General features: G+C 34.4%; 22 protein-coding genes, 2 tRNA genes and 2 pseudogenes. 14 read left to right on the forward strand and 12 right to left on the reverse strand.

Features of this window, described 5'->3' with window-relative positions:
- Nucleotides 1–179: 179 nt before the first annotated feature.
- Nucleotides 180–731 carry a YqgE/AlgH family protein gene (locus tag GKR88_14115; protein ID QMU65316.1) on the forward strand — a complete coding sequence of 184 codons (552 nt, stop codon included), beginning with the start codon at nt 180–182 and terminating at the stop codon, nt 729–731.
- Here GKR88_14115 and GKR88_14120 read toward each other — a convergent pair.
- From GKR88_14120 to GKR88_14130, 3 genes are all read right to left on the reverse strand, one after another.
- Nucleotides 728–1567: an aminotransferase class IV gene (locus tag GKR88_14120; GenBank protein QMU65317.1), complete on the reverse strand. Its 840-nt coding sequence runs from the start codon at nt 1565–1567 to the stop codon at nt 728–730. The two genes, GKR88_14115 and GKR88_14120, sit on opposite strands and share 4 nt — an antisense overlap.
- 133 nt (nt 1568–1700) lie before the next feature.
- Nucleotides 1701–2795: an IS4 family transposase gene (locus GKR88_14125; protein ID QMU65318.1), complete on the reverse strand. Its 1095-nt coding sequence runs from the start codon at nt 2793–2795 to the stop codon at nt 1701–1703.
- Between the two features lie 320 nt (nt 2796–3115).
- On the reverse strand, nt 3116–3496 hold the full coding sequence (locus GKR88_14130; GenBank protein ID QMU65319.1) for an SRPBCC domain-containing protein: 381 nt from the start codon (nt 3494–3496) through the stop codon (nt 3116–3118).
- Nucleotides 3497–3639: 143 nt separating this feature from the next.
- Here GKR88_14130 and GKR88_14135 point away from each other — a divergent pair.
- Nucleotides 3640–3713: transfer RNA gene (locus tag GKR88_14135), tRNA-Met, on the forward strand.
- Nucleotides 3714–4598: 885 nt separating this feature from the next.
- Nucleotides 4599–5465 carry an IS3 family transposase gene (locus tag GKR88_14140; GenBank protein QMU65320.1) on the forward strand — a complete coding sequence of 289 codons (867 nt, stop codon included), beginning with the start codon at nt 4599–4601 and terminating at the stop codon, nt 5463–5465.
- A gap of 89 nt (nt 5466–5554) precedes the next feature.
- Here the strand turns inward: GKR88_14140 and GKR88_14145 are convergent, their stop codons facing one another.
- The gene (locus GKR88_14145) at nt 5555–5968 is read right to left on the reverse strand and encodes a hypothetical protein (protein QMU65321.1); all 414 of its coding nucleotides are present in this window, start codon (nt 5966–5968) and stop codon (nt 5555–5557) included.
- A 159-nt stretch (nt 5969–6127) separates the two neighbouring features.
- On the opposite strand from GKR88_14145, the gene GKR88_14150 reads away from it, so the two are divergent.
- Nucleotides 6128–7222 carry an IS4 family transposase gene (locus GKR88_14150; GenBank protein QMU65322.1) on the forward strand — a complete coding sequence of 365 codons (1095 nt, stop codon included), beginning with the start codon at nt 6128–6130 and terminating at the stop codon, nt 7220–7222.
- Between the two features lie 11 nt (nt 7223–7233).
- On the opposite strand, the gene GKR88_14155 is transcribed toward GKR88_14150, so the two are convergent.
- Nucleotides 7234–7800 (reverse strand): hypothetical protein, encoded by a 567-nt coding sequence (locus GKR88_14155; GenBank protein QMU65323.1) that lies wholly within the window; start codon nt 7798–7800, stop codon nt 7234–7236.
- Nucleotides 7801–8038: 238 nt separating this feature from the next.
- Between GKR88_14155 and GKR88_14160 the strand changes: the two genes are divergently transcribed.
- Nucleotides 8039–8614 (forward strand): hypothetical protein, encoded by a 576-nt coding sequence (locus tag GKR88_14160; GenBank protein ID QMU65324.1) that lies wholly within the window; start codon nt 8039–8041, stop codon nt 8612–8614.
- Here GKR88_14160 and GKR88_14165 read toward each other — a convergent pair.
- From GKR88_14165 to GKR88_14175, 3 genes and pseudogenes are all read right to left on the reverse strand, one after another.
- Nucleotides 8611–9776 (reverse strand): annotated as a pseudogene (locus GKR88_14165) (IS3 family transposase). The gene GKR88_14160 and the pseudogene GKR88_14165 overlap by 4 nt on opposite strands.
- Nucleotides 9777–9816: 40 nt before the next feature.
- Entirely contained in the window at nt 9817–10197 is a 381-nt protein-coding gene (gene tnpA / locus GKR88_14170) for an IS200/IS605 family transposase (protein ID QMU66728.1), read from the reverse strand.
- Between the two features lie 121 nt (nt 10198–10318).
- On the reverse strand, nt 10319–10462 hold the full coding sequence (locus tag GKR88_14175) for a hypothetical protein (protein QMU65325.1): 144 nt from the start codon (nt 10460–10462) through the stop codon (nt 10319–10321).
- Between the two features lie 479 nt (nt 10463–10941).
- Between GKR88_14175 and GKR88_14180 the strand changes: the two genes are divergently transcribed.
- Nucleotides 10942–11982 carry a cell filamentation protein Fic gene (locus GKR88_14180; GenBank protein ID QMU65326.1) on the forward strand — a complete coding sequence of 347 codons (1041 nt, stop codon included), beginning with the start codon at nt 10942–10944 and terminating at the stop codon, nt 11980–11982.
- Between the two features lie 393 nt (nt 11983–12375).
- Here GKR88_14180 and GKR88_14185 read toward each other — a convergent pair whose 3' ends face one another.
- Complete coding sequence (locus GKR88_14185; GenBank protein QMU65327.1) at nt 12376–12966, reverse strand: hypothetical protein; 591 nt, start codon at nt 12964–12966, stop codon at nt 12376–12378.
- A gap of 174 nt (nt 12967–13140) precedes the next feature.
- On the opposite strand from GKR88_14185, the pseudogene ychF (GKR88_14190) reads away from it, so the two are divergent.
- The 3 genes and pseudogenes from ychF (GKR88_14190) (at nt 13141) to ychF (GKR88_14200) (ending at nt 15564) form a co-directional block, all read left to right on the forward strand.
- Nucleotides 13141–13374, forward strand: a pseudogene (gene ychF, locus GKR88_14190) (redox-regulated ATPase YchF).
- Nucleotides 13375–13642: 268 nt separating this feature from the next.
- Nucleotides 13643–14638, forward strand: coding sequence for a transposase (locus GKR88_14195; protein QMU65328.1), 996 nt, complete (start codon nt 13643–13645; stop codon nt 14636–14638).
- A gap of 53 nt (nt 14639–14691) precedes the next feature.
- Complete coding sequence (gene ychF, locus GKR88_14200) at nt 14692–15564, forward strand: redox-regulated ATPase YchF (GenBank protein QMU65329.1); 873 nt, start codon at nt 14692–14694, stop codon at nt 15562–15564.
- A 25-nt stretch (nt 15565–15589) separates the two neighbouring features.
- On the opposite strand, the gene dnaE is transcribed toward ychF (GKR88_14200), so the two are convergent.
- Both dnaE and GKR88_14210 read right to left on the reverse strand, forming a co-directional pair.
- Complete coding sequence (gene dnaE, locus GKR88_14205) at nt 15590–19972, reverse strand: DNA polymerase III subunit alpha (protein ID QMU65330.1); 4383 nt, start codon at nt 19970–19972, stop codon at nt 15590–15592.
- Between the two features lie 149 nt (nt 19973–20121).
- On the reverse strand, nt 20122–20970 hold the full coding sequence (locus GKR88_14210) for a prolyl oligopeptidase family serine peptidase (GenBank protein ID QMU65331.1): 849 nt from the start codon (nt 20968–20970) through the stop codon (nt 20122–20124).
- 151 nt (nt 20971–21121) lie between these two features.
- Here GKR88_14210 and GKR88_14215 point away from each other — a divergent pair, with 151 nt between their 5' ends.
- The 3 genes from GKR88_14215 (at nt 21122) to GKR88_14225 (ending at nt 22403) form a co-directional block, all read left to right on the forward strand.
- Complete coding sequence (locus GKR88_14215; GenBank protein ID QMU65332.1) at nt 21122–21721, forward strand: 30S ribosomal protein S16; 600 nt, start codon at nt 21122–21124, stop codon at nt 21719–21721.
- A 13-nt stretch (nt 21722–21734) separates the two neighbouring features.
- The gene (gene rimM, locus GKR88_14220; protein QMU65333.1) at nt 21735–22262 is read left to right on the forward strand and encodes a 16S rRNA processing protein RimM; all 528 of its coding nucleotides are present in this window, start codon (nt 21735–21737) and stop codon (nt 22260–22262) included.
- A gap of 53 nt (nt 22263–22315) precedes the next feature.
- Nucleotides 22316–22403: transfer RNA gene (locus GKR88_14225), tRNA-Ser, on the forward strand.
- Nucleotides 22404–23018: 615 nt separating this feature from the next.
- On the opposite strand, the gene GKR88_14230 is transcribed toward GKR88_14225, so the two are convergent.
- Nucleotides 23019–23282, reverse strand: coding sequence for a hypothetical protein (locus GKR88_14230; protein ID QMU65334.1), 264 nt, complete (start codon nt 23280–23282; stop codon nt 23019–23021).
- Nucleotides 23283–23377: 95 nt separating this feature from the next.
- On the opposite strand from GKR88_14230, the gene GKR88_14235 reads away from it, so the two are divergent.
- Both GKR88_14235 and GKR88_14240 read left to right on the forward strand, forming a co-directional pair.
- Nucleotides 23378–23743, forward strand: coding sequence for a hypothetical protein (locus GKR88_14235; GenBank protein ID QMU65335.1), 366 nt, complete (start codon nt 23378–23380; stop codon nt 23741–23743).
- A gap of 93 nt (nt 23744–23836) precedes the next feature.
- Nucleotides 23837–24589: an IS982 family transposase gene (locus tag GKR88_14240; GenBank protein QMU65336.1), complete on the forward strand. Its 753-nt coding sequence runs from the start codon at nt 23837–23839 to the stop codon at nt 24587–24589.
- The last annotated feature ends 28 nt before the right edge of the window (nt 24590–24617 follow it).

Here is a 24617-nt window from a genome sequence, read left to right on the forward strand (position 1 = left end):
TGCAGAATTGATTTGGCAAAAAAGTTCGACACCCGAAGAAAATTTTCAGCTGGAATAACCTGTTGGTTTTGAGGATTTAAAATTTTCGAGAAGGAAGAAATTTGAAGCCAAATCAATTTAAATACGGAATACATCACTATTTTGCAAAGATCTCAAAATATTAATTCCAAAAACAAAAAATAGTGCAGCTAACCAAAGGAAAGTTGTTAATAGCCGAGCCCTCTATTTTAAATGACCACTCTTTTAACAGGGCAATTATTCTATTAACGGAACACACCGAAAATAGCACTATTGGTTTTATTCTTAACAAACCTTTAGATTATACCGTAAAAGACCTCATCCCGGAGATTGATTGTAATTTCTTAGTATACCAGGGAGGTCCCGTGGATCAGGATAGTCTGTTTTTCATACATAAATCTCCCGATCTAATACGAGATGGTATAAAAGTTACTGAAGATATTTACTGGGGAGGTGATTTCAATTCGTTAAAAGATGCTTTAATCAATCAAGAAATCAGCCCCTCTCAAATACGATTTTTCTTAGGATATTCGGGTTGGATATCAAATCAATTAGACGATGAAATAGCAGCTAATTCCTGGTTTATATCTGAAAACGATTTTACAAATATTTTAAATGAGGACAACAAAAGTCTTTGGAAAAATAAACTGCTGCAAAAAGGAGGTGAATATAAAATCTGGGCAAATGCTCCTGGCAATATCAACTTGAATTAACCTTTTTCTTTGGCTTCTAACAGCTGTAAACTCTTGATGAGTTTTTCCGAAACTTTAGTGGCAAATGCTTTTTTTCTGTAATTTGTTACCGGTTGAATCCCAATAATAGCATTCGTAATAAAAACTTCATCCGCTTTTTGAATTTCAAAGGGTGTTATAGCTGTTTCTTCAACTGTAAAATCTTCATCAACAGTTATAATTTCTATTATTTTTTTTCTTAAAATTCCTTTTAAACAGCCTTCGGTCAAACGCGGAGTTTTAATGGTGTACCCTTTCACTATAAAAATATTTCCATTTGTAGCCTCTGTAATATTTTTTTTTTCATTTAACAAGACACAATTATCCAAACCGTTATCCTTAGCATAAACAGATGCAAGAATGTTTAAAATTTTGTTATTTGTTTTTAATGTCGAAAGTAGTCCGGAATAATGATAAAAATCCTTAAATAAATCTATACGGTATACATTTTTCCTTTGTACGATTGATTCCGAAACATCAATTAAATAATCCACCTCATTGGAATCAGGCATATAATATCCTCCATCTTTTCTATATATACTAAATCTTGCTCTGAGAACTTTTGAATTTGAGATAGGCAAAACGGTTTTTAAAATCTCTTCTTCCAAATTTTCCAGTGTAAAATTCATAGGAATTTTCATACGTAACATACGCATGGAAGCCATTAGTCTAAAATAATGGTCTTCCCAAAAAATAACCTTGCCATGATATATTTTTACAGTTTCAAAAAGAGCATCTCCATATTTGAAACCCCTGTTATCAACTGTAAGTTTTACCCTTGTGCCGGAAATTAAGTCGCCGTTAAAATTTAGTGGCATACATTAGCTATCATAATTATCAGCACAAAAGTACATGAATTTTTTCATTTGAAAATTCACAAAAAACAAATGAAAAAAATTTATAGACTAACGAAGTGGTTACTGAAGTGAAACTAAATTTTGTGTTTTTTAACTAAGTACATGACAAAAATTTAGTCAAGTTCATATTGTTTTGATTTACAGGGTTTAATAGCACAGAAGCGATATAATCTAATCCATATTTGAATATGCTTTTAGCCATTCTTCCATGCTTTTTTATTTTGATAGGCTTAATCTGATGTAAATATATACCAACTTTGTAACACCATACGAAAGCCATCATTACAAGCAGTACTAATTTTTCAATACGCTTAATATCTTGCAGGTGTGTGTTTTCAATATCAAAGCCACTGGCTTTCATTGCTTTAAAACACATCTCTATCTGCCATCGTTCTTTGTATTGTTCAAAGGCCTTATCAGGAGCGTTGAACGATACAATGATTAAGAAATCAGGCTTTCCATTTTTTGGGTACAACTTGCATCCGGAAAGGAAACAAAGCTGACCATTAACACGTACAATTTTAGGATAATACACAAACTCATTGATCTTATGTGGATTAAACAAGTGAAATACTTTGATGGTTTTGTTCTTATCAGGAAGCTCTACCTTAAAGTTGTTTCGAATGCGGATATAATATTTGATTCCATTTGTATTCAAGAAATCCAACCAATGATTACCTACAAACTCTCTATCGGCTACAATGGATTTAATAACATCTTTGCCAAAAAGTCTTATGAAACGATTCACAAGATCAATACGCTCCTGACTGTTAGAGTTCCCTGGCTTATCTAACATAGTAAATAACAATGGGAAGGCAACACCTTTATAGACAACTCCCAACTTAAAAATGTTGATGTTGGTCTGACCAAACTTCCAATTGGTCCTATCAATACTCAAGATCAATCCCTCTTGCTTAGGAAGGAGACTAAATATAAGACGAGCGATCAAATCTCCATCCAACGAATAATCAGCAATAAATCTTTGAATACGTCTGAGTGATGACTTCGAATCTACTGAGGTCTCAAAAGCGTTGGCTACCTTTTCAAAGGTAACTGTCTGTACCTTACAGAGGGCGATAATGAAATGTGATATGAGTTTGATTCTTGCCAAATTGATCTTACCTTGGAAATGAGAACTTAAAACTGAATTTAATTCACTACTTTTAGTGGAAGCATTGGTTTTTTTCATTAGAAAAATGAGTGATGTTATTCTTCTAATATACTGAAAATCAATGCTTTATTTTAATTATTTAACATTTAATTTACTGATAATCAATTAATTATATTTTTTGTCATGTACTAAAGTTTTTTAATCAAAATTTAGTTTTTTACAGAAGAAATTTAATGAACTCATTTAAATTTTTTGGATTTAAGCGAAAATTAGAAGTTTTTAGCAAATTGAAAAAGTTTAAATGAGTTCAATGTAAAAAAGAAAGATATAAACACTATCGGGAGTCCTTTTAAATTAACATAGCAAACCCACATAGTACGCAACCGGTTTTTCAAACCCTATGCTCCTATTCTGTGTTTTAATTCGTCAATTTGATTTTCCCACAGTAATTTAGATTCTTCTATTTCATCTTCATCCACAAAATCAGTAATAATTAAAGAAACATCTTTGGTGATAGCGTCTACTTGAATTTTAAATTCAAAATATGTTTCATCTCCTTCGCTTTCCAGCCATTTATAACGTACTTTTTCATCTTGTTTTTTAGAAACGATGATTGCTGTTTCTTCAGAGTCTTCCCACATAAATATAATCAATTTTCCTCTTGAATTTACCCCGTCCGCAAACCATTCTTCCAAACCGGAAGGAGAAGTAAAATATCGATATAACATATTCGGAGAAGCATGAATTGGAAACTCTATTTCGTATTTTATTTTACCCATTTACTCGCCTGAATTTATATAAAAAAACAAGAATTTTTTATAGTATAATTCAAGCAATATAACTAATAAATTCATTTAAAAAAAATTAAAAGTGTATCTTGTGGAAAGGTAAAAATCAATTATATTCGCAGCCTCTTAATTATGGCGAGGTAGCTCAGGTGGTTAGAGCGCAGGATTCATAACCCTGAGGTCACGGGTTCAAATCCCGTCTTCGCTACTTAATTATTAAGCAGTTACATGAATTTTGTAACTGCTTTTGTTTTTTTAGACAACTATCGGACAACAAAGTAGCGTTCCTCATTTATGTTATACTATCTCAGGCAGGGTTTTTAGGGAGGTACTCCCTAAACAAGGTGCAAGACATATATTTCTAAGATGTGTATTAAAATGTGCTTGACTTGCATACTTGCTGTAATGTTCCTGTAATGTTCTTCACAAAATTTTGAAATATATTGCGTAATGTTTACTGCATATCTTTTTCTTGTCACAATCAATTTGCGTTCATCCGCGGATTCCAAAGGTCTCCTTTGGCAAGTAGGCGAAATCATCAATCTATATAGATTCCATATTGATTTCACGTTCTTGCTTAGAAATACTCCATTTCTTTTTTTTGAGTTTTTTCCTCTCATATTTTGGGTATAAAAAAATCATTTCCCATAAGGAAAGTTCTCAATTCTTCCCGCCACGCGCTCCAGACAAAACCATCAACCACCTTTTCACGATTTAGGCTTTTTGTAGAACGAGAATGTTTAGGTTCGACCTATAATTTCCCCCAAAAATCGGACAGTAATTTAAGTTAGATTTTTAATTATAAATTTACTGTATCATGAGTAGAAGAAGATTCACATCAGAGTTTAAATTCAAGGTGTTTTTAGAATCCTTGAGCGAGCGTTATACGATTCAAGAGTTGGGTTCGTAAATATGAGATCCATCCAACCCAAATTACCAATTGGAAGGCTCAATTTTTAAAGAATGGTCAAGCTGTATTTGATGATCGTCCGGTAAAGGATTCAAAAACAGAGTCATAAGAGAAAGAAGATCGTTATTTAAAGAAGATCGGTCAGCAAAAGATGGAGATTGATTTTTTAAAGAAAGCCTTGTCATGAATAAGAGTTCAAAACAGCGTAAAGAACAGGTTGACAAGGCAAGTAAGCTGTCTATTGTAAAGCAATGTGATTTATTACAAATTCATCGTAGTAGTGTGTATTACATTCCAAAGGGAGAGAGTTCATTGAATCTGGAGATCATGAGATTGATAGATGAGGAGCATCTGCTTCACCCATGGCTTGGAGTTCCTCGTATAACTACTTGGCTCAATATGGATAAGGGTTATAAGATCAACAAAAAGCGCATAGAACGCCTTTACAGACTCATGGGGTTGTCTGCCGTTGGCCCCAAGCCTAATACTTCCAAAAGAGGTAAAGGGGCTTTGCATAGAATCTATAAGTACCTGTTGAGTAAGTTAAAGATTAGACATTCCAATCAAGTGTGGGCAATGGATATTACCTACATTCCAGTTCAGGGAGGGTATTTGTATTTATGTGCTATTATAGACCTTTACAGTCGTTATGTAGTGGGTTGGTCATTATCCAACACGATGACAAGTAACCGGTGCAGAGAAACCTTACAAGAGGCTATTGAAAAACATGGAAAACCAGAGATTCTCAATACAGATAAGGGGAGTCAGTTTACTGCCTATGAGTTCTGCCATTGGGTAACTCATCCTGATAGAGCCATCAAGCTCAGTATGGATGGTAAAGGAAGAGCTATTGATAATATTTTCATTGAACGATTATGGCGTAGTGTCAAATACGAACATGTATATTTGTTTCCAGCTAGTGACGGTAGAGAATGTTATAGAGGTTTAAAGGAGTATTTCGAGTATTACAATACACAAAGAAGGCATCAAAGTATCGGTAATCAACATCCTCAAACCATTTATCAACAAACCCTAAAAATAGCAGCATGAGATATGATGATACTTTGGGGAGTTATTCACAAAAAATGAGAGTTATCAGTCTCCTCCCGGACCCCCCTCTTTCAACATCATTATCTCATTTAAGTTTTAATAAAATCTGTCCTATCAATGGGGGGAATTATACAATGTGGAAAGTCAGGCTCGAAAGTTAAGTCGTTTTCTCCGTTACTTGAGCCAAAAGTATAAGTCCTTGTTGAAGTTAAATTATTTATATATAGGTATATCCAATCTCCATTAGTATCTTTTAAGTTAGTAGCATCAATAATAAAGTTCTTATTATCTCTGTACTTGACCATAATTCCTTTTGGTTGAGGTACACCTGTACCGTCTTTTGGAATAAGTACTTTACCGTTAATTAAACATCCAAAAGTGTTAGCTCCAGTTTGTGTTATCGGAGGTAATTGGTCTTGTTCAATGGGGTCATCATTATTTGAGCAATTAAAAAATGTAATTACTACAAATAATAAAACTGTTTTTAAAATGTTTGTTTTCATATTTTAATTTTAAGTGGTTAAAAAAATTATTAAGGAAATTTGTTTTTAGTACATGACAAAAAATATAATTAATTGATTATCAGTAAATTAAATGTTAAATAATTAAAATAAAGCATTGATTTTCAGTATATTAGAAGAATAACATCACTCATTTTTCTAATGAAAAAAACCAATGCTTCCACTAAAAGTAGTGAATTAAATTCAGTTTTAAGTTCTCATTTCCAAGGTAAGATCAATTTGGCAAGAATCAAACTCATATCACATTTCATTATCGCCCTCTGTAAGGTACAGACAGTTACCTTTGAAAAGGTAGCCAACGCTTTTGAGACCTCAGTAGATTCGAAGTCATCACTCAGACGTATTCAAAGATTTATTGCTGATTATTCGTTGGATGGAGATTTGATCGCTCGTCTTATATTTAGTCTCCTTCCTAAGCAAGAGGGATTGATCTTGAGTATTGATAGGACCAATTGGAAGTTTGGTCAGACCAACATCAACATTTTTAAGTTGGGAGTTGTCTATAAAGGTGTTGCCTTCCCATTGTTATTTACTATGTTAGATAAGCCAGGGAACTCTAACAGTCAGGAGCGTATTGATCTTGTGAATCGTTTCATAAGACTTTTTGGCAAAGATGTTATTAAATCCATTGTAGCCGATAGAGAGTTTGTAGGTAATCATTGGTTGGATTTCTTGAATACAAATGGAATCAAATATTATATCCGCATTCGAAACAACTTTAAGGTAGAGCTTCCTGATAAGAACAAAACCATCAAAGTATTTCACTTGTTTAATCCACATAAGATCAATGAGTTTGTGTATTATCCTAAAATTGTACGTGTTAATGGTCAGCTTTGTTTCCTTTCCGGATGCAAGTTGTACCCAAAAAATGGAAAGCCTGATTTCTTAATCATTGTATCGTTCAACGCTCCTGATAAGGCCTTTGAACAATACAAAGAACGATGGCAGATAGAGATGTGTTTTAAAGCAATGAAAGCCAGTGGCTTTGATATTGAAAACACACACCTGCAAGATATTAAGCGTATTGAAAAATTAGTACTGCTTGTAATGATGGCTTTCGTATGGTGTTACAAAGTTGGTATATATTTACATCAGATTAAGCCTATCAAAATAAAAAAGCATGGAAGAATGGCTAAAAGCATATTCAAATATGGATTAGATTATATCGCTTCTGTGCTATTAAACCCTGTAAATCAAAACAATATGAACTTGACTAAATTTTTGTCATGTACTTAGGATATTTTTAGTTAAAATTTCTTCAAAAAAATAATACTGTAAGAGCTTACATTAGATATATTATTAAAACTGTAATTTAAATTTCCTCCTAAAGAAAAAGATTGAGATGTATAAAATAACAACTTTAATTTCAAAGGAAATGCTATAGACCCAACCCGAATGTTATTTTTAGTATTGTTTTGATTTTTAATAAACCCCCATCTATTTTCCCAAGTTTCATAATCTCTCTTATAGTAGCTTCCATTAAAATAACCTATTCCTAAATGTGTTTGTAAAAAAATCCATTTATATATTTTAAATTCTCTTCCATAAAGAAAATCTAACTCGATGTTATACCTTGAACCTTTAATCAAGATATCCCAATCAAAGCCTCTATTTAATGAAGCAGAAAATAAATTTCTTTTCCAATTGAACGTTGCATCAGTACTAAAATAAAAATTAGCATTACCATTTGGTCCTTTTGAGGGTTGGTATCCGCCAAAAGCAATAGAAACAGATTCAAACTTAATTTTATTATTTTGCGAACTTAAATTTATTATATAAAAAACAGTAAATAGAAAAAATAGAATCTTTTGCATAATTATACATTTGGAATAAATTTTATTCTGCTAAGTAAATAAAGAAAAGTGCACTATACAATTATTATATTTTGATATTTATAAATTGCTGTCTGATATTTATAAATATCAAGTATGTGTTTAACTTTTATTAAGATAAACAAGATACTGATAGCTTAGGGGTTATTACTTCTATTTATATAAGCAATATAAAATGATTACTTTTGCTCTTAAGTAGTATAAAAATGACCTTTAAAAATTGAGTGTAGAAGATTTTTTTAATTTATTCTTGCTAATTAGTGCAATTCATGGTTTTGTTTTTTGTTTGGTTTTATACTTTTCAAAAGAAGGCAGGAATAAAGTATTGATTTTCATTAACCTTTTAGCCTTAGCTATATCTTTAAACAATTTTCAATCTTGGGTCTTAGTTAAAGATTTTTTTCGAGGTAATGTTTTTCTAAGGTATTTTGAAGTCTCTTGGCATTTTTGGGTTGCTCCTTTTTTTTACTTATTTCTCTGTCATTATTTAAATTTAAATAAAAAGAGTATCCAGATTTTAAAAATTATTATACCCTCTTTCTGCATTTTTTTAATAATGAGATTTGGATTTTATATATACAACCAAGAAGTAAATAGTGATGCCTTAAGTTTTTTTAGAAAGTATGTCATAATTGAGGAAATCATTAGTAGTATATTTTCTTTGTCTATTTTTATTTATTCCTATAAAATATATAAAACAGTTAAAGAGTCAAAAAAACAATCTAATGTAACCTCGTATGATGATTTAAACTGGATTCGTGTATTTTTTAGATTAGGGTTTGTAAGCTTCCCCTAATTAGAACTGTTTAAATTTCTAATATTTGATAAATTTATTGTTTTAATTCTCTTGGAGCTAGCCCCAAGAGAATTAATTTCTGCGTATTTTATTGGCGATAATCTACCAAGCCCGTCATGGGGTCGATGATGATTATAATCATACATCCAATCTTGGGTTTGTTCTCTTACTTGGTTAATGTTCTCAAAAATATATTTATCAATAACTCCTCGCCTATAAGTTCCATTAAATCTCTCTACAAATGCATTTTGAGTTGGTTTGACAGGGTGAATATAGGTAAACTCTATGTCATGCATTTGGCTCCATACAGCGGTGATATTAGCAATGAACTCCGGGCCATTATCCATACGTATCTTATTGGGCTTTCCTCTTCTATTAACAAGATCGTTAAGTACCCAAAACACACGATTACTTGGTAAAGAAAAATCTACTTCTATATGTAATGCCTCTCTATTACAGTCATCGATAATAGTAAAGGCTCTAAAACGTCTTTTGTTCTCAAGGGTATCGGTAACAAAATCCATACTCCATGTATCATTAAGATTTTCCGGAACCTCTAATGGTTCTTTCACTCTAGATGGTAATCGTTTTTTTACTTTACCACGTAGAGGAAGTCCTAATGCTTTGTAAACCCTATACAATCGTTTATGATTCCATGGTTTGCCTTGATTACGTAAACGACTATAAGCCTTCCAAAAACCTTCTTCTCAATGTTGAACTGCTTTTTCTTGTAAAGCGAGCTCTATCTCAGTATCGGCTTTGGGTAACGGTTTATAATAATAAACACTCTTGCTCATATTTAAGACTCGGCACGCCCTGCTAATACCATAATGTGCAAGTGTTTTACTTATCGTTCTCTTACGGCAAGGCTTTAAAGCTTTTTTGCAATAACCTCTTTTGCCATTTGATGATCTAAGGCTAGAGAAGCATACATCTGGTTGAGCATCCGGTTCTCACCCTCAAGCTCTTTGACGCAACGTAACTCTCCGGAACTCATCCCGGCATATTTAGAACGCCACTTGTAAAAAGTTGCTGAAATAAACCCATGTTCCCTGCTAATCTCTACAACTGTTTTCCCTTGATCAAACTCTTTCAAAATCTTTGCAAGATGTGAAGGTGAAAATTTACTCTTTCGCTTTGTTTGTCTATTGAAAGTTAAAATTAATCTTTCTAATTTTAAACAGTTCGGTTTTTAGGGAAGATTACACTTGTACCATCTCATCAGTAATGTTTCCTGTACTCCAAACGCCATAACCAATAGCCCAAAAATGTCTACCCCAATAACGTTTACTCAATTCTGGATATTCTGCTTGAAGTCGTCGAGATGTTCTTCCCTTCAAGCGTTTAACAATATCACTAATATTTTGAGACGGTCGGTATTCGATGTGAATATGTACGTGATCCTTGCTTATCACCCCTTTAAGAATTCGTACACCCTCAGAATCGCAAACTTGTTTAACCAAATCTCGTTTAACCAAATCTCGGCAACGTTTCTGAATGTCACCTTTGAGAACATGATAACGATATTTTGTAACCCAAACTATGTGCGCAGTAAGCCAAGATACAGTATGTCCAAGTCGCATTTGTTCTTTCACAATTCAAAGATACAAAAGTGTGTAGCAACTGAAAGTCTTGCACTGAAAGTGCATAGTTTCAACTAACGATTGAGACCAATGAAATAAAAAAATTTGGAGAATTTTCGCTTTATTCCTTGTCTTGCAAACTCTCCTCAAAAGCCAATAATTCTGTCCGTTCTTGCAAAATTTCTGCAATTAATTCTTGTTGCGGAAGTTTTGTTAAATCAATCTGTTGGTTGAGGCGATGGGAAAACCAGTTGTGTGTATCCATAAGGGTAAATGCTAAGAGGCAATGAAAACCTTACAGATTATTGAACTCAGTAAGGCTGGCGACCCTTTCGAATCATTCCGCCCGAGGGCGGAATATTGCAACGACAATACCAGCCTTACAAAGGCCAATAATTAGATTGTCGTTGCAATCTAATACCAGAGGGTTAGGAGAAAGAAGTGTTACCACTTGGTTTTCCGTCCTTGGCTTATGATAACAGTATCATAAGACAGAAAAATATTGTCAAATATTTTTGGGGTTGTGAGGGGCATCACCCCGCCCAAGTGCAAACTGTTTTACGAATTTTTTTCGTAAAACTTGCATACTTGCACTACAATTTCCGTTTCTTAACTTTATATGACAATACTTCTCTTTCTAAATATGACTGGAGCAATTTTTTAAAAATCCTCTTAAATTATTTTGCTTTCCCTCTCATTTGTGAGAGGATTTCAATAGTTTTGTGAGAGATAAAATTTACCACTATGCAATTCACCAATCGCCAACAAGCTATTATAACCCTGATTCAAGAAAATCAACCCATAGGAATATCCGCAATTAAGGCACAATTACCTGATCCTATCAGTACGCAAACCCTTAACCGTGATTTAGCTGATTTGGTAGCCCAAAATGCCCTCCAAAAACTCGGCAAGGGTCGCGCCACGACCTATCAAATATCATCTCATTATCAACTATTTGCCCCTTTTTCTGATCAGTATTTTTTACAAGACCCAGACCAGCGTGGGGGTGCAACCAGTTTTAATTTCGGCATTATTCCTCTCCTGAGCGACATAGCCATATTTACTCCTCATGAGCAACAAGAATTAGCTCAATACCAAGCGCAATACCAACACAACCGTTCGCAATTATCAGCTGTTTTACGTAAGAAAGAAACCGAACGTCTCACTATCGAACTGAGTTGGAAATCGGCTCAAATCGAGGGGAATACTTATTCTTTGCTTGATACAGAAAGATTATTTCAAGAACAACAAGCCGCCAAAGACAAAACAGCAGAAGAAACCCAAATGCTCCTCAACCATAAATCTACCCTCCAATATTTATGGAAAGAACAAGATGTAGCCAAAACGCTCACCGTACGATTACTAGAAGAAATTCACAGTTTACTCATGGAAGATCTTGGTATCAATCGCAATATTCGATCTCGATCAGTCGGTATTACGGGAACTTCCTATCGACCATTGGATAATGAGTTTCAGATTCGGGAGCAACTAGAAGCCATGTGTCAGCTCATCAATGACAAAGACAATGTTTTTGAGAAAGCCCTCTTAGCCCTCGTGCTGATTTCCTACATTCAACCTTTTGAAGATGGGAACAAACGAACTGGACGCATGATTAGCACTGCCTTACTCTTAGCAGGTGATGCCTGTCCACTCTCATACCGAAGTGTTGATTCGCTCGATTACAAAAAATCAATGCTGTTCTTTTATGAGCAAAACAACATCGGTGCCTTTAAAAAAATATTCCTGGAACAAAGCCAGTTTGGGGTCAACAATTATTTTCTTTAAAAATTCACCACTTTTTCGAGGGCTTCATCGGTTTCTTCGTGAATAAAGTTCCGCTGATAGTTCACCGTCGTGGTAATTGAGGAATGACGGTAGAGTTTCTGGAGAACTTGGACCGGAATACTCCCCCTGCCAAACTTCTAAAGGTATGGCGAGCAATGTGCATCGAGAGTTTTTTCTCTATGTCCGTTTTTTGGCGAATTTTTTCCAGATGTCGATTAAGATTTCTGGTAATGGTTTTGATTCTCATAGCAACTTGAGTGGGGTTGTTGAGGTTTGTTGCCTGTCAGATTCGGGAGGACAAAGTCCTGTGCGCTTTGTTTCTCTGCTTCGTAGTATCTGAGAATTCCTTCAGCTTTTTTTGGAATTTTGAGGGAAACGAGTTTTGGTTTTTATTCATACGGTAGTACAAACGACCGTCTCTGACGTACTGCCACCGGATCTGGAGTAAGTCCCCACTCTGACACCTGCCAAGTAAAAACTGAGCAACCACACCCGTCTGGCGTGGTCTTGGGCGGGGGTAAGATTGTCTATTCGTTCCAGTTGTTTTACCTCGGCTTTATTCAGCCCCACTTTTTCTGATTCGGGGAGTTTTATCTGGATTTTGCCTTTGCCAAACGCATAGTATTGACGGTCTATATATCCTTGGTTGATGGCACGGTTATAAATAGTCCGTATCAAGATAAAATAATTCATCACTGTTCTCTGTGATGCGTTACGTTGTTGTTTGAGGTGGGCTTCGAAACGTTCTAAATACGGAACGGTGATCGTGGTCAATGGCAACGGGTCTTGTTGGGTAAATGCTCGCCAAATTTTGAGGCGTCCTTGGACGATCTTATACTGGTTGATTTGTTTTCTGTCCTTCAAGCGTTGGAGATGTTGCTCGGCAAAGGTGAAGAAATAATTGATAGCTGTTACACAAAAAAACTTCAACAAAGCTAAAACTTCTGATTTTCGCTTAAACCCAAAAAGTCTAAACGAGTTCAATTTACCAAAGTTATTGAAATATTATTTTTGACAAAAAATAACAAAAAGAATACTTTTGTGCTAACCTTGCCAAGATTTATCTCCTGTACAGAAATGACCATTTTTAAATCAGAAATAGCATACGTTAGGTAAATGGAGGTAAAATAGTATATTTGCAGCCACAAAATTTTTAGAATGAAAGCCGGAATTGTAGGATTACCCAATGTAGGAAAATCAACCTTGTTTAACTGCTTATCCAATGCAAAAGTGCAAAGTGCAAACTTTCCTTTTTGTACGATAGAACCTAACCTGGGTGTTGTAAATGTTCCGGATATACGATTAGAAAAATTAGAAAAACTGGTAGCACCGGAAAAAGTGATTCCTGCTACGGTTGAAATTGTAGATATTGCCTTTAGATTAGCAAATAGAAATAATTACTTAAAATAAAAACATAATAGTTATGATGAAATTTCTTTTTTTGCTTCTTTTTTTCTTTGTTAATAACTCTTATTTTGTTGATAACCAAAAACACAAAAGAACGGAGTGAACTTTAGCGGCCAGCTAGCTTTTTAGAGCCATCCCCCGTATTAGTCTCCGTTCTTTTTAAAAGTTACTTAGAACCATATAGAATTTCAGTTTCTGCCCTTATTAAAGGTCTTAGTTTAAGTAACTATTATTAATATCTAATTACAAAATTATGAAAACAAATGAAATTATCGGAATCGATGTCAGTAAATTATTAATTGATGTTTGTATCTATTCTAAACAAATTGTTCAACAGTTTGAGAACAGTAAATCTGGATTTAAATTAATGCTAAAGTGGAGTTTTAAAAATTCGTCTTTCTCTAAAGAAGAAACCATGTTTGTATTTGAACATACAGGAATGTACTCTCATTTATTATCTGTGTCTTTAACTGAACAAAAATTATCTTTTTTCATAGCTTCTGGTTTAGAAATTAAAAGATCTATTGGTATTGCTCGTGGAAAGGATGACCAAATTGATGCCAAACGCATTGCTCTATATGGGTATCGATTAAAAGAAGAACTTAAACCCAGTAAGCTACCTAAAAGAAGTATATTACAACTAAAAAGTCTCTTATCTTTAAGGACAAAACTTAACAAACAAAGAGCTGGTTTTAAAGTTACTTTGAAAGAACAAAAAAGAATTTATAAAGCAAAAGAGTATAAAATAATCTTTGACGTTCAACAAAAAATGATTGCAGAACTAACCAAACAAATACACAAGATTAATACTCAAATGCAAGCTATTATTGACCAAAATATAATGTTAAAAGAAACCTATAAACTTGTTACTAGTGTTAAAGGTATAGGAATGCAAACTGCTATAATGATGATTGTGTTTACTGACAATTTTTCAAAATTTGAAAACTGGAGAAAGTTTGCCTCTTATTGTGGTGTTGCTCCTTTTCCTTACCAATCTGGAACTAGTATTAAAGGACGTACAAAAGTCTCTCATTTGGCTAATAAAAAATTGAAAGCAATTATTAATATGTGCGCTATTTCTGCTATACAACATAACCCAGAAATGAAATTATACTATCATAAAAGAATAAAACAAGGCAAAAGTAAAATGAGTACCGTTAACATTATTAGAAACAAATTAATAGCAAGAGTGTTTGCCGTTGTCAAACGACAAACACCCTATGTAGATACTTTTAAATTTGCTGCATAAATTAGTAAAAATAATATCTCAACTTTTACTTGTTTTTATCATAGAATACGGGGTTGGTAAAAGGAGCCAGCAAGGGAGAGGGCCTGGGGAATCAATTTTTAGCAAATATTCGCGAAACAGACGCTCTTTTACACGTATTGCGGTGCTTTGACAATGATAATATTGTTCATGTCGACCACACTATCAATCCTGTAAGAGATAAAGAAACCATTGATATTGAGCTACAACTAAAGGACTTGGATACCGTTCAAAAGCGCCTGGAGCGTGTTAAAAAAATTGCCAAAACAGGCAATAAAGAAGCTCAAACCGAACTGGAAGTACTGTTGCAAGCTGAAGAAATCTTATTGGCAGGAAATTCCGTAAGAGCTATCAATTTCAGGGAAAAAGAAGAACAATTTGTAAAACCCTTGCAACTTATTACATCCAAGCCCGTGTTATATGTATGTAATGTAGACGAAAACTCGGTGGTTTCCGGAAATCAATATATAACTGCAGTAAAAGATGCCATAAAGGAAGAAGGATCCGAAATGATTGTTTTAGCCGTTGCTACGGAAGCTGATATTACCGAATTAGAAGATTATGAAGAACGCCAGTTGTTTTTGGAAGATATGGGGTTGAAAGAACCCGGAGTTTCCCGTTTAATCCGGTCCGCATATAGATTATTAAACTTACAAACCTATTTTACTGCGGGACCAAAAGAAGTCCGTGCCTGGACCGTATCTATAGGGGTTACAGCACCTCAGGCTGCCGGAATAATCCATACTGATTTTGAAAAAGGATTTATCAGAGCAGAAGTGATCAGCTATGAAGACTATGCTAATTACGGAACAGAAACCAAAGTAAAAGAAGCCGGTAAGATGAGAATAGAAGGCAAGGATTATATTGTACAGGACGGAGATGTGATGCATTTTAGATTTAATATATAGTATTTTTTAACTTCTACCGTATAAACTAATTCAATTTATAATGGATATAATGCTTTTCAAGTGTATTGAGGAGTTTGGAGGTTACCTTTATTTTTGTATTTCTACTAGGTACATTTAATTCGATTTCTTCTTCTTCATCCCATATATTGAAATATAAAGATTGTTTTCCTTTTTTAGCAGTAAATAGTTTGGTAAAAGCAGCAATTGATTTTTCATTTACTTGCTGAACCGGGATGTTTACAGTAACTTTTTTACACAATTCATCCAAAATATCTTGTAGTAATTTAAAATCGACGAATTTTAACCTGGGATCGCCTTCAACACCGTCTTTATTAATCCAGCCTTTTTGAATGGTTACTCTTATAAATAAAAAAGAATTAGGAACTAAAAAGTGTTTGAATTTTAGGTAGTCCTCACCAAAAATCTTGAACTCAAAACTATCGGAATAATCTTCCACAAAGAAAGAACTCCAACCTTTTCCGGACTTTGAAATACGGTGCTGTACTTCTGTTATGATTCCTGCAAAAGATAAATTTGCACCTATATGCTTAGACAGATTTTCTTTAAAATGGCTCACTTTTGCATTACAAAATTTTAGTTCATTCTTAAAGTCATCCAAAGGATGTGCAGAAATATAAATACCCACAACTTCTTTTTCTTTAGCCAATTGTTCTATAGTTCCCCAAGGTTCCGAAAAGGGCATTTCCGGTTCCGGAAATTGAATATCAGAAGTTTCTCCGAATAAAGAAACCTGAGCAGAATTTTTGTTTTCCTGGTATTTATTTCCGTAACGAATGGCTTTTTCTATAAAGCCTTGCCCTTTTTCATCCAAGTAAAAATATTGCGATCTATGTGTCCCGGAAAAAGAGTCAAAGCCTCCTGCCAGTGCCAAACTGTCAAAAGCTTTTTTGTTTGCAGCACGCAGATCTACCCGTTTGGTAAGATCAAAAATAGAATGGTAATTTCCATTACTTTTGCGCTCTTCAATAATCGCTTTTACAGCAGCTTCTCCAACGCCTTTTACAGCACCCATTCCAAAACGAATAGCTCCTTTTTTGTTGACAGAAAATTTTAAATAAGATTCATTTACATCCGGCCCCAAAACTTCCAGTCCCATACGTTTACACTCCTCCATGAAAAATGAAACCTGTTTGATATCATTCATATTATTGGATAACACGGATGCCATAAACTCAGCAGGGTAATGGGCCTTTAAATACGCTGTTTGATAGGCAATCCACGCATAGCAGGTTGAATGAGATTTGTTGAAAGCATAAGATGCAAACGCTTCCCAGTCTTTCCAAATTTTTTCTAATTTTTCAGCACTATACCCTTTTTTACCGGCTTGTTCAATAAATTGTGGTTTCATCTTTGCCAATACGGCTGCTTGTTTCTTACCCATGGCCTTACGCAATACATCTGCCTCTCCTTTAGTAAAATCGGCTAATTTTTGAGAAAGTAACATCACTTGCTCCTGGTATACGGTAATTCCGTAGGTCTCAGCAAGGTATTCTTCCATTTCAGGAAGATCGTATTCAATATCCTCTCTTCCGTGTTTCCTGTTAATAAAAGAGGGAATATACTCCATGGGTCCCGGGCGATACAACGCATTCATGGCAATCAAATCTTCAAAAACAGTTGGCTTTAATGTGCGCATGTGTTTTTGCATACCGGGAGATTCGTATTGAAATATACCCACTGTTTCCCCTCGTTGGAAGAGTTCATACGTTTTTTTATCGTCCAGCGAAAAACTTTCGGGATCTAATTCAATTCCCTGTCGTGCTTTTATAATCTTAATGGTATCTTTAATTAGTGTCAATGTTTTTAAGCCCAGGAAATCCATTTTTAGCAGGCCGGCATTCTCAACAACCGAATTGTCAAACTGAGTTACATACATATCCGAATCCTTTGCAGTAGCAACAGGAACAAAATCGGTAATATCCGACGGTGTAATGATCACTCCACAGGCATGGATTCCGGTATTTCTGACGGAACCTTCCAAAACCATAGCTTTGTTAATGGTTTCGGACTCTATTCCGTCACCATTAGCAATTGTTCTCAGCTCGTTTACCATCTCTTTTTCTTCGGAACGTAAGCCGGCTATTTTGGCCTGATTTTTATCATCGTTATTAAAAATATCTTTCAGTTTGATATTTGGAATTAATTTGGCAATCCTGTCTGCTTCATACAGTGGCAGGTCTAACACACGGGCTGTATCTCTAATAGAAGATTTGGCAGCCATGGTACCATACGTAATGATCTGTGCTACCTGATTAGACCCATATTTATTGATTACATAATTCATGATACGACCTCTTCCCTCATCATCAAAATCAATATCAATATCAGGCATGGATATACGTTCCGGGTTTAAGAAACGCTCAAAAAGCAAATCGTATTTAATGGGGTCTATATTCGTGATCTTTAAACAATAGGCTACCACAGATCCCGCAGCCGAACCACGCCCGGGGCCTACCGAAACATTCATTTTTCTCGCTTCGGAGATAAAATCCTGCACAATTAGGAAATATCCGGGATATCCGGTATTGGCAATCACTCTCAATTCAAAATCTATACGTTCTTTAATTTCATCGGATATGTCACCATAGCGCTCTTTAGCTCCCACATAGGTAAGGTGCTTTAAATAATTATTCTCTCCTCTTTTTCCGTCATCTTCCGTATCTTTTGAGTCCTGAAATTCTTCGGGAATATCAAACGCAGGTAACAAAACATCTCTCGCCAGTGAAAAGACCTCGATTTTATCAACAATTTCCTGGATATTAATAATCGCTTCGGGAATGTCAGCAAACAGGCTTTTCATTTCTTCCGTAGACTTAAAGTAATATTCGTCATTTGATAAACCATAACGATATCCTCTTCCGTTTCCTTTAGGAGTAGCCTGCTTTTCGCCATCTTTTACACACAATAAAATATCATGTGCATTTGCATCCTCTTTAATGAGGTAAAAGGTATTATTGGTAGCCACCGTTTTAATGTTGTGTTGCTTTGAAAACCTCAATAAAACATCATTGACCACTTTTTCTTCTTCCAGGTGATGGCGCATTAATTCGAGATAAAGATCATCTCCAAATTGTTCTTTCCACCAAAGCAAGGCTTCTTCTGCCTGTTTTTCTCCTGTTTTTAAAATTTTACCGGGGATTTCACCGTACGTATTTCCCGTCAGCACAATAATATCTTCTTTATATTGCTTAATTACTTTTTTGTCAATTCTCGGAACGTAATAGAATCCGTCTATAAAAGCAATAGAGGACATTTTAGCCAGATTGTGGTACCCTTTTTTTGTTTTAGCTAAAAATACAACCTGAAAACCATTATCTTTTCTCGATTTATCCAAGTGATTTTCACAAACATAAAACTCACAACCTATAATGGGTTTTAGAGTCGTTTCGGTAGAAATATCTCCTTTTTCTTCTGCAAGTTTATTTGTAACGGAAACCTTTTTATTATGATTTAGTATTTCTCTCACAAAGTGAAAGGAAGCCATCATGTTTCCGGTATCTGTTATGGCTACTGCAGACATATGGTCTTTTGCGGCAGCTTTTACAATACTGCTAATTTGGATGGTAGACTGTAGTATTGAAAACTGCGTGTGATTGTGCAGATGAGCAAACCGAACGTTTTCCAATGCCGTTAGGCTTGCTGAGGTAGCTTCTGTAGTTGCTGCTTCTTTTTCAGAAGCCAGCCGTTTTCTGATGTTATCGCTTTCTTTTTTTAAGTTCCGATGTTTTAAACCGATAACCTGGACGGGTTTGGGATTTGCTTCGGAGAAAGCCTTAAAATAATCCGTATCAACACCCAGCTGTTTCTTTGTAAATGCTCCCAAACGAATGAGCTCAAAAAAACAACGGGTAGTTGCTTCCACATCAGCAGTTGCGTTGTGTGCTTCTTCAAAGCCAATGCCAAATAAGTGGTGGTGTAGTTCTGTTAATGTCGGTAATTTGAATTTCCCGCCCCGACCTCCCGGGATTCGACACATTTGTGCCGTGTGTTCCGTACAAGTATCTAAAACAGGGAGGTCGATCAGGTTATTTTCTACACCTAGCCTGTAGAATTCACACCCTATAATATTAATATCAAATCCTACATTTTGACCAACAATATACTTGGTTTTTTTTAAAACTTCATTAAACAATGCCAGTCCTTCATTTAAAGGAATCCCTTGTTCCCGGGCCAAATGAGTGGAAATGCCATGAACTCTCTCCGCATCATATGGAATATCAAATCCGTCCGGTTGAACCAAGAAGTCATGATGCTCCTTCAAATTCCCCACCTCATCATGCAGTTGCCAGGCAACTTGTATACACCTTGGCCAATTATCCGTATCGGTAACAGGGGCATTCCAACTCTTAGGCAGGCCAGTGGTTTCCGTATCAAAAATTAAGTACATATATGAATTTCCGGTATTTTAAAAAGTTCATTATAAAATTACTAAAAAGACACAGAACATAAATAGAAGAGTTATTGTGTTTTATTAACACTGAGACCTTTGCCGAATTGATTTGCCAAAAAAGTTCGACACCCAAAGAAAATTTTCAACTATGTATTTTGTATAAAATCGAATGTTTTCTCCAAAACAGTAACAAAATGTTCGGGAAAGTTCACTTCTGTCCAAGGTTGTCTGGCACCAAAAACGTGATCGGCTTTTGGCACTATATACAATTCACTGTTTGGGTTCCATTTGTGTAAATTTTTACTGTGCTCAACAGGAACCGAAGTATCCGCATCTCCGTGAATAATAAGATGTGGGATGGAAATACGCTCTATAGCCTTTTGAATGTTTAAATGATCTTTATTTTCTTTATAGTTATCATAAAACTGGATATAATGTGGCATTTGTTGTCCGGTTCTTCCGTTTTCCACGTAGCAAACCCCGTCTTTTTTCCATTGCTCCAGATCATCTCCTTCTTCAAACATGGTTCGATGTAAATCACAAACCGATGCCCAGGTAATGAGTTTTTTTATGCTGCGATCCCGAGATGCTTTTAAAATAGAAATACCCCCTCCCCTGGAATGACCTATCAGTATGATGTTTCTTATATCCATTTCATTATGCCATTCTTTACTTGATGTTACCCAATCCAATACCGAAGTCAAATCATCTAACTCTATCATATAGTTATTGTTTCCGAACGCTTCTAAATCCGGAAAATCAACAGGTTGTTCAAGAGTTCCGCCATTATGAGAAAAATTGAATTTTAACAATATAAGACCTTTATCGACAAACCATTTTGACGTCTTGTCAAAAACACCCCAATCTTTATACCCTTTATAACCATGACAGAAAATAACCAGAGGTTTGGGAACTGCTGTTTTTTTGTAATAGATATCCATTATGATGGATTTACCATGTTTGCTTTTGAGTGGAAAATTTTTTAGCGTTTGCATTCTTACGGAAAAAGTATGTATGCAAAGTTAAAATATTTAAAAGAGGTTATGACTTAAGTTGAAAAAGAATTTGTACATTTGCGCCCACTTACTACGAGATAGTAAGATGATTAATAATTTAAGGTCGAGAACCTTTAAAAATTAACAAATTATGCCTGTAAAAATTAGATTACAAAGACACGGTAAAAAAGGAAAACCATTTTATTGGATTGTTGCAGCAGATGCAAGAGCTAAAAGAGATGGCCGCTATTTAGAGAAACTGGGAACTTATAACCCTAATGTGAATCCGGCAAAAATTGACCTGGATGTTGATAGTGCTGTAAAATGGCTGCAAAATGGGGCGCAACCTACAGATACTGCAAGAGCTATTTTGTCTTACAAAGGAGCTCTATTGAAAAAGCATTTGGCAGGAGGGGTTCGTAAAGGAGCTTTAACGGAAGAACAAGCGGGAGAAAAATTTAATGTATGGTTAGAAGAAAAAGCAGGTAAGATTACTTCTAAAGAAGGTCGTTTGGCAAAAAAGAAAACAACTGCAAAAGCAAAAGCGCTGGAAGCTGAAAAAGTGGTAAATAAAGCACGTGTTGAAGCTGCCGCCACGCCTGTTGTAGAAGAAGTTTCCGAAGACACTCCTGCTGAAACAACAGAAGCTACGGAAGAAGTTGTTGCAGCAACAGAAACTGAAGTCAAAGAAGAAAGCTCCGAAGCTTCTGAAACTACAGAAGAGGAAACCAAGAAAACAGCTACCGAGTAATTTTGGTGCGGAAATGCGCAAAGAAGAATGTTTTTACTTGGGTAAAATTGTAAGAAAGTATAGTTTTAAAGGAGCTGTAGTAGTTAAATTAGACACTGACGAACCCGAGCTGTATGAAAATATAGAGTCGGTTTTTGTTGAATTAGGAACTAATTTAATTCCCATTTTTATAAAAAAAAGTTCATTACATAAGAGAAATCAATTACGTGTTCAGTTTGAAAACCTGCACACGGAAGCGGAGGCAGATTCCATTTTGAACTCAGATATTTATTTACCATTAGATGTACTTCCAAAATTATCCGGAAATAAATTTTATTATCACGAAGTCGTCGGATTTACAATTACGGATATACATTTTGGAAGTGTAGGTAAAATCATAGCTATTAACGATAGAACTGCACAACCTCTTTTTGAGATAGAGAGAGAAGGTAAGGAGATTTTTATCCCCATAACCGATGATTTTATCAAAAAGGTAGATAGAAAACAAAAAACAATTACTGTTGAGACACCGGAAGGATTGATCGATTTATATATAAGTTAAACATATATTTTTGAGAAACTATCAAAACCCTTTATTGTCAACGATAGTAAATTAGAGAGGTGGCCGAGTGGTCTAAGGCGCACGCCTGGAAAGTGTGTATACCTCAAAAGGGTATCGAGGGTTCGAATCCCTTCCTCTCTGCTAAATAGTTAACCCTTAAAAATAGGCTATTTGTTGATTAGGTTTTATTATTAGAGTCCGATTTTTCTCTAACAAATTTTTGCACAGGTAACCAAAGATATTAAGAATAAGCCAAAGGATTTCTTATTTTTGCGCTGTTACGTTTTTGAGCGTAACACTTTTTCTTTTTCATAGCAATTTTTCCCGCTCACTTTTGAGGGATCAAGCAAAAAAGTTGTGGGGAAGACTTGAATAAAAATTTTATCATTTCAGATTTTTTTTAAATGAATATCCATTAAATAACTGTTTATTAAGTTTTTAAACTCTATTGAATGATGTTTTTGCGATTGACTCAACTTAAATGTTTTCAATAATATCTTTAAAATCCCACAAGTTTTCGGATTGATCCCTTTTGAGCGGGTTTTTATTTTTTAAAGAAATTGGCAACTGTATACAAGTTGGGATAAGACATCTCAGATATTGATTATTGACAATACAAATACAGAGAATATACCTATTTTGCAAAACCCAAATTGCTCCTTGGAAAACACAAAGAAAAAATAGTAGAAAAACCAAGGCAATCCGTAGGCATTTTAGATTACCTTGGTGGACTTATAATAGCACTAAAAAAGTGCATTAAGATTTATTATTAAGGATTCTCTGTTTTTGTTGTTTTTGAAAATCAATTTCCTTTTGTTTTTTACTGGCTAACTGCCAAATGGCTGCTTCAATATCCGAGTTTTTGCGAATGCCCTGAAAGACCATTCTAACGTATTGCACATTGTGGGGTTCTCCATTTCTGTTTAGAACCATTTTCTGGGATAAGATATTTAAAACATCCTCAGCATAATGCCCTTGAAACAAATCTTTCAATTGCTTCCTTTCTAATTTTGTAATCATAGTAATTCTTATTTGGCATTAGTAATAATTGTTGTTATATTGTTAATGTTTTATGATTTACAATATAAGAAAGTAAAATTACAAATCAAAAGATAATGAAAAATATATTTTCAAATATTAAAGAAAGAGTAGTAGAAATTGCTGAAAAACAGTCAATTACTAAAGAAGAATTTTTTCGAAGTATAGGAATGACTTCAGCAAATTTTAGAGGAAAAGCTAAAAACTCACCTTTAAATTCCAACGCCATTGTAAATATAGTTACAAAATATCCCGATACAAATCTTCACTGGTTGCTATTCGGAGATAGCAATTTGGCAGAAGAACCGGCAAAACAATACGAATTGCAAAACAAAACTTCGGATGATAAAGATAAATTGATTGAAGTATTATTAGAACAAATAACAGAATTAAAATCGGATAAAGAAACACTTAAGAAATTATTAGGACTTCAAAACGAATAGCTGTTATTACCTGTTGTGCATTATGATTTAGGACAAAAAAGTTGTTCATCTTACTGAAAATCAGTAAATTGATTTAATCACAAATCATTTATAATGAACAACTTAAATGCAAATTACGAAAGAATATTGGAAGTATTAAGAAAAATATTAAAAGAACAACTTTTAATTTATCAAAGGCGTGAACCTAAACTTAGTGATTTAGAACTCATCAGTTTAAGTTTAACGGTAGAATTTATGGGAATTGATAGCGAGAATGATTTGTTTAGGAAACTCCCAATTGCAATTTACCAGAAAATAGAACGAAGTGTTTATAACAAAAGAAGGCGTAGATTATTAGATCATTTGGACAGTATTCGATTAAAATTAGCTTCCTACTTTAATGAATTTGAGAATTATTTTATCGTTGACAGTATGCCTTTGGAAGTTTGCAAATTATCAAGGAGTTATCGTTCTAAAATCTGCAAAGAAACAATGCATACCTTTCCAGACAAAGGTTATTGTGCATCTCAAGGTACTAATTATTACGGGTATAAGTTGCACGCAATTTGTTCTGTGAGCGGTGTTTTTCAGAGTATCGATTTTAGTCCAGCATCTGTACATGATATCAATTATCTTAAAGCGGTTAAAATGCAGATTAAAAGCGCTACTTTAATTGGTGATAGAGGATATTTATCCGCAGAAGTTCAACTTAATTTATTTGAAACCTATGATATTAAATTAAATACACCAATGAGAAATAATCAAAATCAGTATAAGAAACAAGCTTATATTTTTAGAAAATCTAGAAAACGTATAGAAACTTTGTTCTCACAATTATATGGGATCAATCTCAAAAGTTGTGTGTGAATTTAAAATAGTATTGTGATCTTTGTAA

The sequence above is a fragment of the Flavobacteriaceae bacterium genome, from assembly GCA_014075215.1.
In the GTDB taxonomy this organism is placed as follows: domain Bacteria; phylum Bacteroidota; class Bacteroidia; order Flavobacteriales; family Flavobacteriaceae; genus Polaribacter.